Here is a 13,159-nt window from a genome sequence, read left to right as displayed (position 1 = left end):
CCGCTAGAGAATGAACCGCGACAGGTCGACATTCCCCGCGATGCCGTCGAGCGCCTTGTGCACGTAGTCGGCATCCACCGTGTAGTGCGCGCCGGACTTGTCGGGCGCCTCGAAGGAGATGTCGTCCAGCACCCGCTCCATCACCGTCTGCAGGCGGCGCGCGCCGATGTTCTCGACCGAGCCGTTGAGGCTGACGGCAATGTCGGCGATGGCGTCGATCGCATCCGCCGTGATCTCGAGATCGACGTTCTCGGTCTTCATCAAGGCGATGTACTGCTTGATCAGCGAGGCCTCGGTCTCCGTCAGGATGCGGCGGAAATCGTCCTTCGTCAGCGCCTTCAGCTCGACGCGGATCGGCAGGCGGCCCTGCAGCTCCGGCAGCAGGTCGGAGGGTTTTGAGACATGGAAGGCACCCGACGCGATGAACAGGATGTGGTCGGTCTTCACCGGCCCGTGCTTGGTCGCGACCGTCGTGCCCTCGACCAGTGGCAGCAGGTCGCGCTGCACGCCCTCACGGCTGACGCCGGCGCCGCCATAGCCTTCCTTGTTCGCGACCTTGTCGATCTCGTCGAGGAAGACGATGCCGTTGTTCTCGACCGAGGAGATGGCGTCGGCCACCAGCTGCTCCTGGTCGAGCAGCTTGTCCGATTCCTCACCGATGAGGAGGGCATAGCTCTCCTTCACCGTGGTGCGGCGCTGCTTGGTGCGGTTGCCCATCGCCTTGCCGAGCATTTCCGAGATGTTCATGACGCCGATGTTCGGCATGCCCGGCACTTCCATGCCGCCCATCGGGGCGGTGTCGGCGACCTCGATGTCGATTTCCTTGTCGTCGAGCTCGCCCGAGCGCAGCTTCTTGCGAAAACTGTCGCGGGTGGCGGGCGAGGCAGTCTTGCCGACGAGCGCTTCCAGCACCCGGTCCTCGGCGCCTTGGTGGGCCTTGGCCTTCACCTCCTCGCGGCGCTTCTCGCGCACCAGCCCGATGCCGATCTCGACGAGGTCGCGGATGATCTGTTCGACGTCGCGGCCGACATAGCCGACCTCGGTGAACTTCGTCGCCTCGACCTTGATGAACGGCGCCCCCGCGAGCCGTGCCAGCCGGCGCGAGATCTCGGTCTTGCCGACGCCGGTCGGTCCGATCATCAGGATGTTCTTCGGCATCACCTCTTCGCGCAGCGATCCCTCGAGCTGCTGCCGGCGCCAGCGGTTGCGCAGCGCAACGGCGACGGCGCGCTTGGCGTCGTTCTGGCCGATGATGTGGCGATCGAGCTCGGACACGATCTCGCGGGGGGAATAATCGCTCATGAAAAGTCTCTTGAAAGCCGCCCGGGCGCTAGGAGCCGGGGCCAATATCCTCGTGCTGAGATACAGCACCCGCGTCCTAGATGGGAGCTGACCAGCGGCATCGCCACTCCCGCGGCATCAGGAAAAGCCGAGCCGTCGCCGCATCCAGCACCGATCCGGGGGGATGGCCGCCGGTGATGTTTTGCCACGACGCGATTTTCTGTCGGCGATTTCCGGTGGACGCGCTATGCCGACGGCGCGGCAGGCCTTCTTCGAGCGTCTCCGCGGCATTTCGCAGCGCGGGATTTGGGGCATCCGCCCTTGGCGAAGCTGTTCGCGGATGCGATACGGGATTCGTCAGCCTCCCTGCTAAAACGAACCGCTGGTAAAGGCGGACGTTTCCATTAGGTTGCTATCTGTTTGCAGGAACGCTTGCCGGGAAGCCGGTCGACGGGTCCGAGAGGGGCGGGAAGGAGAACCGGAAGCAATGTCGAAGGCCTTGGAAATTCTCCAGCGCATCGACCGTCCCTGGTCGGAGGAGAGCCTTTCAGCGGCGCTTCTTCAGATTGCCGACGCCTATGGCTACCGCCACTATGCCGTGTTCAGCATTCCTTCGGCGGACGATGCCCGCACCGAGATGAAGCTCCTGTTCGGCAATTGGGAGCCGGCCTTCCTCAAAGCCTATGAGAAGCTCGGGTTGATGCGCTTCACGCCGGTGATCCGGGCGCTGAAGGCCGGGCCGACGCCGTTTCCCTGGGATGTCGAAATGCTGCATGGGGCGGAGGAGCCGGGCCACGCCAATCCGCCGGCGCGCCTTCTCAACGATCACGGCTATCTCGGCGGCATCTACGTGCCGGTGCACGGACTGACCTCGTTCCACGGCGCAATCGCGCTCGCCGGCCTGCGCACCGAGATCTCCGCGGATGAGGCCGGCGACCTGCAGCTGGCCGCCTTCGTCATCTTCGGCATCCTCGCGGCGTGTCGCTTCGACGACAACCGCAAGAGCAATCCTCTGTCAGGCCGCGAGCGCGACTGCCTGAAGCTCGCCATGCTTGGCAAGACCTCGTCGGAGATCGGCACGATCCTGTCTTTGTCGGAATACACGGTGTCGCAGTATCTGAGCTCGGCGACCCGCAAGGTGAACGCCTCGAACCGGACGCATGCGGTCGCGATCGCGGCGCAGATGGGGTATTTGAGCTAGGCCTGATGTTTCGCTCGGCCATCGCCGCGGCGCTCCCCCCCCTCTGGGCTGCCGCCCATCTCCCCCTCAAGGGGGGAGATCAGCAGCTGCGACGCAAGCGACTATCGATCTCCCCACCCGAGGGGGAGATGCCCGGCAGGGCAGAGGGGGGCACGCTGCTGCAACTTCAGACGCCTCAACCCTCAGAACCGCCCTCAGCTCGCCTTCGGATCCAGCGGCAGGAACTGGTACGCCCAGGTCTCGGTCAGGGTCTCCTCCCCTTGCGTGAGATACAGCCGCAGCTCGACCGGCTCGAGGCCCTCGACGGTCAGGTCGAACATCGCCCGCCAGGCCGTATCGACCTTCACCGAATAGGCGCTGGCATTGGAGACGGTGCCGCGCGAGGTGGAGACCATGGCCTTGACGCCCTCGGCCTCGCGGGTGAGCGCGGCGACCTTGCCGCCGTCGAAGTCGACGACGATCTTGGTCACGCCGCGCGGCCGGGCCTGGCCGGCAATGCCGCCGCGGCCGATGCGGGTCTCGGTGACGACGCCGACCTCGGGCGGGTGCGGGGCGTCCTTCGCCCACGTCAGGCGGTAGTCGTAGGCCATGGCGTCGCCCCTGGCGACGGGCTTGGCCGACAGCCAGTAGGCGGCGATGTTGTCATGGATCTCGTCGTCGGTCGGGATCTCGACCAGCTGCACCGCGCCGTCGCCCCAGTCGCCTTTCGGCTCGATCCAGACGCTGGCGCGCTTCTCGTAGAACACGCCGTCGTCCTGGTAGTGGTCGAAATTGCGGTCACGCTGCAGCAGGCCGAAGCCGTGCGGCGCCTTGCCGGAAAAGGTCGAGGTCATGACGTTCTGCGGATTGTTCAGGGGGCGCCAGAGCCGCTCGCCCTCGCCGGTCCAGATCGACAGGCCGTCCGAATCGTGGATCTCCGGACGCCAGTCGTCGCGGCGCTTGCGGTCGGATTCGGAGTACCAGAACATCGAGGTCAGCGGCGCGATGCCGACCCGCTCCATCGCCTCGCGCGCGAAATAGCGCGAGCGGATGTCCATGACGATCGGGCCGTCCTTGGTGACGTCCATCTCGAGCACGCCGGCGATGCGCGGGCTGTTCAGCTTGCAGGTGATCTTGATGCGGCCGCCGACATCGGACTTGCCGAGGTAGAAGTCGGTGAAGCGCGGAAACTCCTCCGGCGTCGGCATCGCGACGTCGATCGCGAGCGCCCGCGCGGAAAGGCCGAACTGGTCCAGCTCGCCCGAGGTGCGGAAATAGGCAGCGCCGAGGAAGGCGATCCAGTCGCGCTCGCTGTTCGGCTCGAGCACCCGGAAGCCGGCAAAGCCGATATCGTCGGGCAGCTGCTGGGCCGGACTGTCGGCGGGAATCTTGAAGAGTTTCGGGTCGTAGCGGATTTCTCGCGCCTCCCCGCCCTCGACGACATGGATGCCGACCGGCAGCTTGAAGTAGCGGCCGAGATGGAAGAAGCGGACCGGCGACTCGCCGCCGTTCAGCTCCAGCGTGTTGTCGGAGAGGAACTGGATGCGCTGGTGCTGATCGTAGTCGATCGCCTCCAGCACGTCGCCAAAGCGCGGCACCTCCGGCACGTAGGGGCTCGCTGCGAGCGCGCGCGTCTCCTCGACCAGGGCCTCGAAGGAATAGTGTTTGGCCTCGCCGAAGACGAGGGCGCTTTCGGCGGCCATCGCGGTCTTGCCGAAAGGCAAGGTCACGCCGAGGGCGGCGAGGGAAGCGAGGAGCTGGCGGCGGTTGACGTCGAACATTCGGTCTCCTTGGGAGATGTCACTGGTCGGTCTCGGCACGCAGTGTGCCGTGCAGCATCACGGCTGCGGCATGGGCAGGGAATGTGGCATCAGCACGTCGGCATCGCCGGGGGCGTTCCGCGGCCGATGATCCAGTATCGCCAGAATGCCAGCGATAACACCAAATCGTTACCGGGCAGCCGTCACCGCGACAAGCGCCCGCAGGCTGTGCCGCTTACAATTTTCGCAAGGCCACCTGGTCGATGCGGTGATTGCCGCCCTTGCGCAGGATCAGGTCGGCGCGGGGGCGGGTCGGCAGGATGTTCTCATAGAGGTTCCGGCCGTTGATGTTGGCCCAGAGCCCCTCGGCGATCGCCAGCGCCTCGTCGTCGCCGATCTGCGAGTAGCGGTAGAAGAACGAGCCCTCGTCGCGGAACGCGGTCTCGCGCAGCCGCATGAAGCGGTCGACGTACCAGCGGCGGATGTCGGCCTCCTCGGCGTCGATGTAGATGGAATAGTCGAAGAAGTCGGAGACGAATGGCACCACCTTGCCGTCCTTCGGCAGGTCGCGCACCTGCAGGACGTTGAGGCCCTCGAAAATCAGGATGTCCGGCTGGTCGACGGCGACGTGGCTACCGGCGACGACGTCGTAGACGAAGTGCGAGTAGACCGGCGCCTCGACATGGCGCACCCCCGCCTTGATGTCGGAGAGGAAGCGCAGGATGGCGCCGACATCGTAGCTTTCCGGAAAGCCCTTGCGCTGCATCAGCCCCTCGGCGTTCAGCACGGCATTGGGAAACAGAAAACCGTCGGTGGTGACGAGGTCGACCTTCGGCGAGGTCGGCCAGCGCGCGAGCAACTCCTTCAGGATGCGCGCGGTAGTGGACTTGCCGACCGCAACCGAGCCGGCAATGCCGATGATGAAGGGCGTCTTCACCGTTTCCGGCCGCGAGAGAAAGCGCTGGCGCTGGCGGAACAGCAGCTGCGAGGCCTCGACATGGGCGTAGAGCAGGCGCGACACCGCGAGATAGATGCGCGAGACCTCGTCGAGATCGACGGGATCGCCGAGACTGCGCAGCCGCTGCACCTCGTCCTGCGTCAGCGTCATCGGCTGGCCCGCGCGGAACAGCGCCCATTCGTCCGCCGAATAGAAGCGGTAGGGCGAGAACTTCGACGGGGTCATCTGGTCCACGGCGATCAGGTCCCGGCGGTCCCGGCCGAGACGGGATCGACCGGCCGCCGCGCCTTCTCCTGAAGGCCCGTCTCGGCGGTGCGGCGCTCGAGTTCGGCCATCACCGCGCCGAGCGGCACCTGCCGCAGGTGGAGCACGACCATCAGGTGGTAGAGAAGGTCCGCCGCCTCCGAGGTCACCGCGGCGTCGTCCTCGGACACGGCGGCGATGGCGCACTCGACCGCCTCCTCGCCGAGCTTCTTCGACGCCTTGCCGATGCCCTTGCGCGCCAGTTGCGCGGTGTAGGAGGCCGGGTCGCCGGAGGTGGCGCGGGTGGCGACGATGGTTTGGAGGTCGCTGAGGCTAAAAGTCATCGGGCTGTTCCGGTGGTGTCATGAAATACGTCGAAGGCTTGCGGCAGCCCGCCCCCCTCTGGCCTGCCGGCCATCTCCCCCACGGGTGGGGAGATCGATAACCGCCGACGCCCCAGCCTCCAATCTCCCCCGTTGAGGGGGAGATGCCCGGCAGGGCAGAGGGGGGTGTGCGCCGCTGTTGCCTGAACGCAATCGTTCATATGCCATCCCGCCGCATCGACAGCCCTGCCCGCGCCATATGATCCTTCGCCTCGGCGATCGTGTGGGTGCCGAAATGGAAGATCGAGGCGGCGAGAACCGCGGTGGCATGGCCGTCGCGGATGCCGGCGACAAGGTGGTCGAGCGTGCCGACGCCGCCCGACGCGATCACCGGCACCGCCACCGCATCGGCGACCGCGCGGGTGAGGTCGATGTCGAAGCCGGATTTCGTGCCGTCGCGGTCCATCGACGTCAGCAGGATCTCGCCGGCGCCGAGCGCGGTCACCCGGCGGGCGAACTCCACCGCGTCGAGGCCGGTCGCGGTGCGGCCGCCATGGGTGAAGATCTCCCAGCGACCCTCTTCGCCCTCACCGCTGACGCGCTTGGCGTCGATGGCGACGACGATGCACTGGTTACCGAACTTGTCGGCGGCCTCGGCGACGAATTCAGGCCGGGCGACCGCGGCGGTGTTGATCGACACCTTGTCGGCGCCTGCGAGCAGCAGTTTGCGGATGTCGGCGACCTGGCGCACGCCGCCGCCGACCGTCACCGGCATGAAGCAGCGCTCGGCGGTGCGGGCGACGACGTCGAAGATCGTCTCGCGGTTGTCGGACGAGGCGGTGATGTCGAGGAAGCAGAGCTCGTCGGCGCCCGCAGCGTCATAGGCCGCGGCCGCCTCGACGGGATCGCCGGCATCGACGAGGCCCTCGAAGCGCACGCCCTTGACGACACGGCCGTCCTTGACGTCGAGGCAGGGAATGATGCGGGATTTGAGGGTCATCGCACGGTCTTTCCGACCCGGCGCGCCAAGGCGCCACGCAAGCGGCACCGGCGGGTGCCAAGGGAACGCGGCAAAACGGCCTTGCGGGACCGCCCGTCGCGAAAATCGTCCCGCTTATGCGATGCCGCGGTAGATCTCGGCAAGGCCCAGCGTCAGATCGAAGCCGCCGAGTGGCAGAACGGCGTCCGCCCCTAAGAGCATCTCAGGTTCGCCAAAGGCACCATCGGTCCGGCTCCAGAGCCACACGCGCGGCTCGTCCTGGCTGAGGACGAGATAATGGCGGAGCGAGGGGATGGCGGTATATTCGGCAGCCTTCGGGCCGAAATCGGTAGCAAGGGAGGACGGCGACAGAATTTCGGCGATAAGGAAGGGCGTCTTGGCTGCCAGCGCCTTGTCATCGGTCCCGATGGCAGCGACCATGAAATCAGGATAACGGACGCCGCCTGGGGTGAGCACCGCGAAGTCGGCGTTTCCGAAACTGTAAACGGTCTCGTCGATGGCATTACCGACCAGCAGTGTCAGCCGGCTTGCCAGTCTCCAATGCACTTGAGAGACGCCGACCATCATCTCGACGACCCTCCCGGCGACGAACTCACGCTTTCCCTCCCGCCCCTCATTCCAGAGCAGGAAGTCGTCTGCCGAATGCAAGGGCGGCCTGTGCAGGTTCATGGAGAACAGTTTAGCAAAGGCCGGAGGCGCTCGCCAGAGCGGCGCCCGATGCCCTCAGCGCGCGAGCCTGCGCGTGGCCTCGTCGATCAGCGTGTTGGCGATCGTCATGCGCTGGTTGGCGCGGTGGCGCAGCGAGGGGGCGGTGCGATCGGGGTGGTTGAGCATCGCGAAGCGCCGGCGCAGGTGCGAGAGCTCCTCGACCGAGCGGACCGCCGCGATGTCGAGTTCGAAGGCAATTTCCTCGGGATCTAGGCTGAGTTCCTGGAGCGTCGGCGAGACGGCCTTGGGCGCCTGCTGCGGCAGGTCGGGGAAATAGGCTTCCTTCAGCCGGGCGCCGCCTACGGGCGCCGTGCCGCCGATCTGATCGAGAACCTGCCAGAACGGCACCGACGCCGCTCCCGAGGCGCGGTAGCTGCCCTCTTCGTCGGTCGGCACGGGCTTGGCGATGCCATCGAGCACGTCAGCGAAGTCCATCTCATGCCCTCCCGTCTCGATCATCCCATAAGGGATCGCTGACATAACCCGGACAATCTGCACTGGTTCCACTAAAGCGCCAGTTAAGTCATAGGGTTAACAGGCGGTTACCGCTGGCGCACAGATCCGTGAGGCACGGGCCCGCGGAACCCGGCCGCAGCCGGCCGCGTCTCTCTTCCACAACAGGAGAGAAGACATGTCGAAACAGGCCGACGCAGACGTATCGCCGATGGCGGCGCAGAACGAGGGTCCCGCCAAGACCGGCCCGGCCGTGGAACCGAAGCCGGCTGAGCGCACCGCCGCCGCCGAGCGCAAGGACGAGGCACCGGAATCGCCGGTGAAGAAGGGCGGCGAGGGCGCGCGGGACGACAAGTAGACCCAGCTCGCCCCTTTCTGCGGCAGAATATGAACCGGAAACGGAAAAGGCCCGCGGGATCGCTCCCGCGGGCCTTCTTGCATCTGACGCCGATGGCCGGCGGTCCGAAGACCGCCGGTGTTTCGGACTATTCCTCTTCGCGGCCCTTCATGGCAGCGGCCAGGATGTCGCCAAGCGAGGCGCCCGAGTCGGACGAACCGTACTGTGCGACGGCTTCCTTCTCTTCGGCGATCTGCAGGGCCTTGATCGACACGCCGACGCGGCGGGCCTTCTTGTCGAACTGCGTGACGCGGGCATCGACCTTCTGGCCGACCGAGAAACGCTCCGGACGCTGGTCCTCGCGGTCGCGGGCGAGATCGGCCCGGCGAATGAACGAGGTGTAGTCGGTCTCGAGGATCTTGACCTCGAGGCCACCGTCGGTGACCTGCGTCACTTCGCAGGTGACGATCGAACCACGGCGGATATCGCCTGGCTCGGCCGGAGCCTCCGGCTGACCGCCGCCGACACCCGAGGCGCCGGACTCGCCGCCGACCTGCTTGATGCCGAGCGAGATGCGCTCCTTGTCGATGTCGACGTCAAGAACCTGGGCCTTGACGATGTCACCCTTGTTGAACTCCTCGATGACCTGCTCGCCTGGACGGTTCCAGTCGAGGTCGGAGAGGTGCACCATGCCGTCCACGTCGCCCTCGAGGCCGATGAACAGACCGAACTCGGTCTTGTTCTTGACCTCGCCCTCGACGACCGTGCCGATCGGGAACTGGTCGCGGAAGGCTTCCCATGGGTTCTGCAGGGTCTGCTTGAGGCCGAGCGAGATGCGGCGCTTGACCGGATCCACCTCGAGCACGACCACTTCGACTTCCTGGGTAGTCGAAAGGATCTTGCCGGGATGGACGTTCTTCTTGGTCCAGCTCATTTCCGAGACGTGGATCAGGCCTTCGATGCCCGGCTCCAGCTCGACGAACGCGCCGTAGTCGGTGATGTTGGTGACGCGGCCGGTGACCTTGACGCCCATCGGGTACTTCACGCCGATGCCATCCCAAGGATCCGCCTCGAGCTGCTTCATGCCGAGCGAGATACGGTGGGTTTCCTGGTTGATGCGGATGATCTGGACCTTGACGGTCTGGCCGATCTGCAGGATCTCGGTCGGGTGGTTGACGCGGCGCCAGGCCATGTCGGTGACGTGCAGAAGGCCGTCAATGCCGCCGAGGTCAACGAACGCACCGTAATCGGTGATGTTCTTGACGACGCCATCGACGGTCTGGCCTTCCTCGAGGTTCTGCACGATCTCCGAACGCTGTTCGGCGCGCGACTCTTCGAGGACGGTCCGGCGCGACACGACGATGTTGCCGCGGCGCTTGTCCATCTTCAGGATCTGGAACGGCTGCGGGGTGTTCATCAGCGGCGTGACGTCGCGGATCGGGCGGATGTCGACCTGGGAGCGCGGCAGGAACGCCACGGCGCCGTCGAGGTCGACGGTGAAGCCGCCCTTGACCTGGTTGAAGATCTGGCCTTCGACCTTTTCGCCGGCGTTGAACTTGACCTCGAGGTTGACCCAGCTCTCCTCGCGGCGCGCCTTGTCGCGCGACAGGACGGCTTCGCCGAGGGCATTCTCGATGCGCTCGACGTAGATCTCGACGGTGTCGCCGACCTTGAGCTCGGGCTGGCCCTTGCTGGCGAATTCCTTCAGCGCGACGCGGCCTTCGACCTTCAGACCGGCGTCGATGACGGCCATGTCCTTTTCGATCGCGACCACGATGCCACGGACCACGGCGCCTTCGGCGACATCGTGATCCTGGTACGAGGCTTCGAGCAGCGCAGCGAAATCATCGCGCGACGGGTTGGTGTTTGACATTCGTTCTCCTTGGAAACCTCGGGCCCCGTGTCGTCGGGGGCAAGGCAGCGCGCCGTCTGGGTTCGTGCTTCGGGTCGCCGTCGGGCTGGTCCTGTCCGTCTCGCCTCGGCGATGTCGGACCCGGAGAGGTTTCTCGGCGAGCGAAAAACGATCCGGCTGGCGCGGTGGACCGGCCTTGGGCAGGGGTGGTGCATCGGCTTTTCGGCAAGGGCACGGGGCCGATCGCCTGAAAGCCAAAAGGGCGGGCCTTTCGAGAAAGCCGCCCCTTCTTCTCAGTCCCCGGTCGCGCGCGCCCTGTCGATCAAGGCGCATGCGGTCAGGAATGCCGTTTCTATATCCATTTCGCTGGTATCGAGCAAGTGCGCGTCAGCTGCGGGCTTCAGCGGCGCCACGGCCCGGCCGGCGTCGCGCGCATCGCGCTCGCGCACCTCGGCAAGGATCGTCTCGTAGTCGACTTGGCGTCCCTTGGCGGAGAGTTCGTCGGTGCGCCGGCGGGCCCGCACCTCGGCCGAAGCGGTGACGAAGATTTTCACCGTCGCCTGCGGGCAGATCACCGTGCCAATGTCGCGCCCGTCGAGCACGGCGCCGGCCGGCTGCGCGGCGAACTGGCGCTGGAACGCCTCCAGCGCTGCGCGCACCGACGGATGCACGGCGACGCGCGAGGCGAGCTCCCCGGCCTCGCGGCCCCGCAGCGACCCGTCGTCGAGATGGCTGGTGTCGAGCGTCTGGGCAATTTCGGCAGTGGCCAGGGGATCGTCGAGATCGACGCCGGAATCGGCGGCCAGCTTGCCGATGGCGCGATAGAGGAGGCCCGTATCGAGATAGGGCAACTGGAAATGCGCGGAGAGGCGCTTGGCGAGCGTGCCCTTGCCGGCCGCGGCCGGTCCGTCGATGGCGATGGTGAGGGGCATCAAGGGTCTCCGGGGGGATCGTCGGGGGCCGGCGTCGAACCGAGCGTCAGGGCGCCGAGCCGGTCCGCGAACAGCAGGATGAGCGCGATCAGGCTGCCGAGGACGTAGGGGATCGACGCAAAGAACAGGATCAGCATCAGGTTGCCGAGCGACAGTGCCAACCAGACCAGGAGGTCGATCAGCGGGTTGCCGGTGTAGAAGGTCGGCGGCACGGCGGTCGTGCCGGTCTCGGCGGCGCGCTGGCCGGCGGCGATCCAGCCATATTCGCGGCCGGCCATGCCCGCGCTGACCAAGGCGACGGCCGGCAGGACGAGCATGCGCAGCCCTTGCCCCCACAGCGACCGACGGCCGGCGGCGACGCGGTCGCGCGCCCGCTTGGCCTTGCGCAGGCCGTAGACGGCGGCAAGCGGCGCAAGCAGCACCAGGAGCCCGAGGAGCGGCCAGACGGCCATCAGGCGGCGACGAGCACCGCGCCGAGGCCTTCCATCAGCCCGACGAACTGCGGGAAGCTGGTGGCGATCATCGCGGCGTCGTCGATCTCGACCGGCTTTTCCGACGCCATCCCGAGGATGAGGAAGGCCATGGCGATGCGGTGGTCGAGATGGGTGACCACTGTGCCGCCGCCGAGGCCCTTGCCGTCCGGTCGGCCGGTGACGGTGAGCCAGTCCGGCCCCTCCTCGTGCGCGACGCCGTTGGCGGCGAGACCCGCGGCGACGGCGGCGAGGCGGTCGCTCTCCTTGACGCGGAGCTCGTCGAGGCCGGGCATGACCGTCGTGCCCTCGGCGAAGGCGGCGGCGATGGCGAGCACCGGGTACTCGTCGATCATCGAGGGCGCCCGCTCGGCCGGCACCGAGACGCCCTTCAGCGCGGCGTGGCGGACCCGGAGGTCGGCGACGTCCTCGCCGCCGGACGAGCGCGGGTTCAGGATCTCGATCGACGCGCCCATCTCGAGGAGCGTCGCGACGAGGCCGGTGCGCGTCGGGTTCATCAGGACGTTCTCGACGAGGACGTCCGAGCCCGGCACGATGGTCGCGGCGACGATCGGGAAGGCCGCCGAGGACGGATCGCCCGGCACCACGAAATCCGGCACGCCGACCAGCCGGCCCTGGCCCTCCAGCGCGATGGTCCGCACGCCCGCAGCATCCGTCTCGACGGAGATCTTGGCGCCGAACCCTTCCAGCATCTTCTCGGTGTGGTCGCGGGTCATCACCGGCTCGATCACCGTGGTGATCCCCGGCGCGTTGAGGCCGGCGAGCAGCACGGCGGACTTCACCTGGGCGGACGCCATCGGCACGCGGTAGGTGATGGGGGCTGCGACCCGCGGCCCGCGGATCGACAGCGGCAGCCGGTCCTTGGTGCGGCCGGCGACCTGCACGCCCATCAGCCGCAGCGGATCCAGCACCCGGCCCATCGGCCGGCGCGACAGCGAGGCGTCGCCGACGAAGGTGGCGCCGAAATCATAGGGGCCGACGAGGCCCATGGTCAGGCGCACGCCGGTACCGGCATTGCCGAAATCAATGACGCCCTCGGGCTCGAGCAGGCAGCCATTGCCGACGCCGTCGACCAGCCAGGCGCCGTCGTCCGCCTTTTCGATCCGGGCGCCCATCGCCTGCATGGCGCGGCCGGTGGCGAGCACGTCCTCACCCTCGAGCAGGCCGGTGACGCGGGTGCGGCCGGCGGCGATGCCGCCGAACAGGAAGGCGCGGTGCGAGATCGACTTGTCGCCGGGAACGCGGGCGGAACCGCTGAGGCCGCCGCTGCGCGCCGCCTTCATCGGCCGGGGGATCGAAACATGTCCACTCATGGCTTGTCGCCCTCTTCCACACGTACCATTTCGGGGGCTTACGCATCCTGCGGCGGTCATTTTGCGCCGGCAGCGCCGGCCCCCCGCCGCATCGGGCTGCGTTACCACGAGAAAAACCCTTGCGTCACCCTCGCGGGGGCGCAATCGTCGCCAAGGGCGCGCAAGGACCCTGCTTTGACAAGGGCCCGGGCACGACGTAAGGGACCCACCGGTTTTTTCTTCCGAAAGCCCTGTCGGCGGCGGCGCTCAGATGCGCTGCGCGGCGGCCTCGGAAACGGCTCGGGGCAAGCCCCGGCACTGACGGCCGAAGACTTTGACATTCAACGCG

Annotated in this window: 13 protein-coding genes; 2 read left to right on the top strand and 11 right to left on the bottom strand. The window is 67.1% G+C overall.

Going from position 1 to position 13,159, the window contains the following annotated elements; all coding sequences use genetic code 11:
- Positions 1 to 3 precede the first annotated feature (3 nt).
- Positions 4 to 1,302, bottom strand: coding sequence for an ATP-dependent protease ATPase subunit HslU (hslU, locus tag ACZLZY_RS12490; protein WP_472934248.1), 1,299 nt, complete (start codon positions 1,300 to 1,302; stop codon positions 4 to 6).
- 466 nt (positions 1,303 to 1,768) lie between these two features.
- Here hslU and ACZLZY_RS12485 point away from each other — a divergent pair, with 466 nt between their 5' ends.
- On the top strand, positions 1,769 to 2,482 hold the full coding sequence (locus ACZLZY_RS12485; RefSeq protein ID WP_472934247.1) for a helix-turn-helix transcriptional regulator: 714 nt from the start codon (positions 1,769 to 1,771) through the stop codon (positions 2,480 to 2,482).
- Between the two features lie 194 nt (positions 2,483 to 2,676).
- Here ACZLZY_RS12485 and ACZLZY_RS12480 read toward each other — a convergent pair whose 3' ends face one another.
- The 6 genes from ACZLZY_RS12480 to ACZLZY_RS12455 all read right to left on the bottom strand — a co-directional run bounded on the left by ACZLZY_RS12480 (position 2,677) and on the right by ACZLZY_RS12455 (position 7,888).
- Positions 2,677 to 4,242 (bottom strand): OpgD/OpgG family glucan biosynthesis protein, encoded by a 1,566-nt coding sequence (locus tag ACZLZY_RS12480; protein WP_472934246.1) that lies wholly within the window; start codon positions 4,240 to 4,242, stop codon positions 2,677 to 2,679.
- Positions 4,243 to 4,456: 214 nt separating this feature from the next.
- Entirely contained in the window at positions 4,457 to 5,404 is a 948-nt protein-coding gene (coaA, locus tag ACZLZY_RS12475; RefSeq protein WP_472934453.1) for a type I pantothenate kinase, read from the bottom strand.
- Positions 5,405 to 5,418: 14 nt separating this feature from the next.
- The gene (locus tag ACZLZY_RS12470) at positions 5,419 to 5,766 is read right to left on the bottom strand and encodes a phosphoribosyl-ATP diphosphatase (protein WP_472934245.1); all 348 of its coding nucleotides are present in this window, start codon (positions 5,764 to 5,766) and stop codon (positions 5,419 to 5,421) included.
- A gap of 196 nt (positions 5,767 to 5,962) precedes the next feature.
- On the bottom strand, positions 5,963 to 6,745 hold the full coding sequence (hisF, locus tag ACZLZY_RS12465; RefSeq protein ID WP_472934244.1) for an imidazole glycerol phosphate synthase subunit HisF: 783 nt from the start codon (positions 6,743 to 6,745) through the stop codon (positions 5,963 to 5,965).
- Between the two features lie 114 nt (positions 6,746 to 6,859).
- A complete protein-coding gene (locus ACZLZY_RS12460) occupies positions 6,860 to 7,414 on the bottom strand; it encodes a Uma2 family endonuclease (protein ID WP_472934243.1) in 555 nt (184 codons plus the stop codon).
- Positions 7,415 to 7,468: 54 nt separating this feature from the next.
- The gene (locus tag ACZLZY_RS12455) at positions 7,469 to 7,888 is read right to left on the bottom strand and encodes a hypothetical protein (RefSeq protein WP_472934242.1); all 420 of its coding nucleotides are present in this window, start codon (positions 7,886 to 7,888) and stop codon (positions 7,469 to 7,471) included.
- 196 nt (positions 7,889 to 8,084) lie between these two features.
- Here ACZLZY_RS12455 and ACZLZY_RS12450 point away from each other — a divergent pair, with 196 nt between their 5' ends.
- On the top strand, positions 8,085 to 8,264 hold the full coding sequence (locus ACZLZY_RS12450; protein WP_472934241.1) for a hypothetical protein: 180 nt from the start codon (positions 8,085 to 8,087) through the stop codon (positions 8,262 to 8,264).
- Between the two features lie 127 nt (positions 8,265 to 8,391).
- Here the strand turns inward: ACZLZY_RS12450 and rpsA are convergent, their stop codons facing one another.
- From rpsA to aroA, 4 genes are all read right to left on the bottom strand, one after another.
- Positions 8,392 to 10,116, bottom strand: coding sequence for a 30S ribosomal protein S1 (gene rpsA, locus ACZLZY_RS12445; RefSeq protein ID WP_472934240.1), 1,725 nt, complete (start codon positions 10,114 to 10,116; stop codon positions 8,392 to 8,394).
- A gap of 272 nt (positions 10,117 to 10,388) precedes the next feature.
- Complete coding sequence (gene cmk / locus ACZLZY_RS12440; RefSeq protein ID WP_472934239.1) at positions 10,389 to 11,027, bottom strand: (d)CMP kinase; 639 nt, start codon at positions 11,025 to 11,027, stop codon at positions 10,389 to 10,391.
- Positions 11,027 to 11,479, bottom strand: coding sequence for a hypothetical protein (locus ACZLZY_RS12435; protein ID WP_472934238.1), 453 nt, complete (start codon positions 11,477 to 11,479; stop codon positions 11,027 to 11,029). Before ACZLZY_RS12435 ends, cmk begins: the two co-directional genes overlap by 1 nt.
- Positions 11,479 to 12,831, bottom strand: coding sequence for a 3-phosphoshikimate 1-carboxyvinyltransferase (aroA, locus tag ACZLZY_RS12430; RefSeq protein ID WP_472934237.1), 1,353 nt, complete (start codon positions 12,829 to 12,831; stop codon positions 11,479 to 11,481). The genes ACZLZY_RS12435 and aroA overlap by 1 nt, the downstream gene beginning before the upstream one ends.
- Positions 12,832 to 13,159 lie beyond the last annotated feature (328 nt).

The sequence above is a fragment of the Mesocryomonas lacus genome, from assembly GCF_055730135.2.
Note: the sequence above shows the minus strand (reverse complement) of the source record. Positions and strands in the feature narration are given on the sequence as shown.

Bases quoted from the DNA above. Each gene is read 5' to 3' on its own strand.
- hslU (WP_472934248.1), bottom strand. From the start codon at position 1,302: ATGAGCGATTATTCCCCCCGCGAGATCGTGTCCGAGCTCGATCGCCAC.
- ACZLZY_RS12485 (WP_472934247.1), top strand. From the start codon at position 1,769: ATGTCGAAGGCCTTGGAAATTCTCCAGCGCATCGACCGTCCCTGGTCG.
- ACZLZY_RS12480 (WP_472934246.1), bottom strand. From the start codon at position 4,242: ATGTTCGACGTCAACCGCCGCCAGCTCCTCGCTTCCCTCGCCGCCCTC.
- coaA (WP_472934453.1), bottom strand. From the start codon at position 5,404: ATGACCCCGTCGAAGTTCTCGCCCTACCGCTTCTATTCGGCGGACGAA.
- ACZLZY_RS12470 (WP_472934245.1), bottom strand. From the start codon at position 5,766: ATGACTTTTAGCCTCAGCGACCTCCAAACCATCGTCGCCACCCGCGCC.
- hisF (WP_472934244.1), bottom strand. From the start codon at position 6,745: ATGACCCTCAAATCCCGCATCATTCCCTGCCTCGACGTCAAGGACGGC.
- ACZLZY_RS12460 (WP_472934243.1), bottom strand. From the start codon at position 7,414: ATGAACCTGCACAGGCCGCCCTTGCATTCGGCAGACGACTTCCTGCTC.
- ACZLZY_RS12455 (WP_472934242.1), bottom strand. From the start codon at position 7,888: ATGGACTTCGCTGACGTGCTCGATGGCATCGCCAAGCCCGTGCCGACC.
- ACZLZY_RS12450 (WP_472934241.1), top strand. From the start codon at position 8,085: ATGTCGAAACAGGCCGACGCAGACGTATCGCCGATGGCGGCGCAGAAC.
- rpsA (WP_472934240.1), bottom strand. From the start codon at position 10,116: ATGTCAAACACCAACCCGTCGCGCGATGATTTCGCTGCGCTGCTCGAA.
- cmk (WP_472934239.1), bottom strand. From the start codon at position 11,027: ATGCCCCTCACCATCGCCATCGACGGACCGGCCGCGGCCGGCAAGGGC.
- ACZLZY_RS12435 (WP_472934238.1), bottom strand. From the start codon at position 11,479: ATGGCCGTCTGGCCGCTCCTCGGGCTCCTGGTGCTGCTTGCGCCGCTT.
- aroA (WP_472934237.1), bottom strand. From the start codon at position 12,831: ATGAGTGGACATGTTTCGATCCCCCGGCCGATGAAGGCGGCGCGCAGC.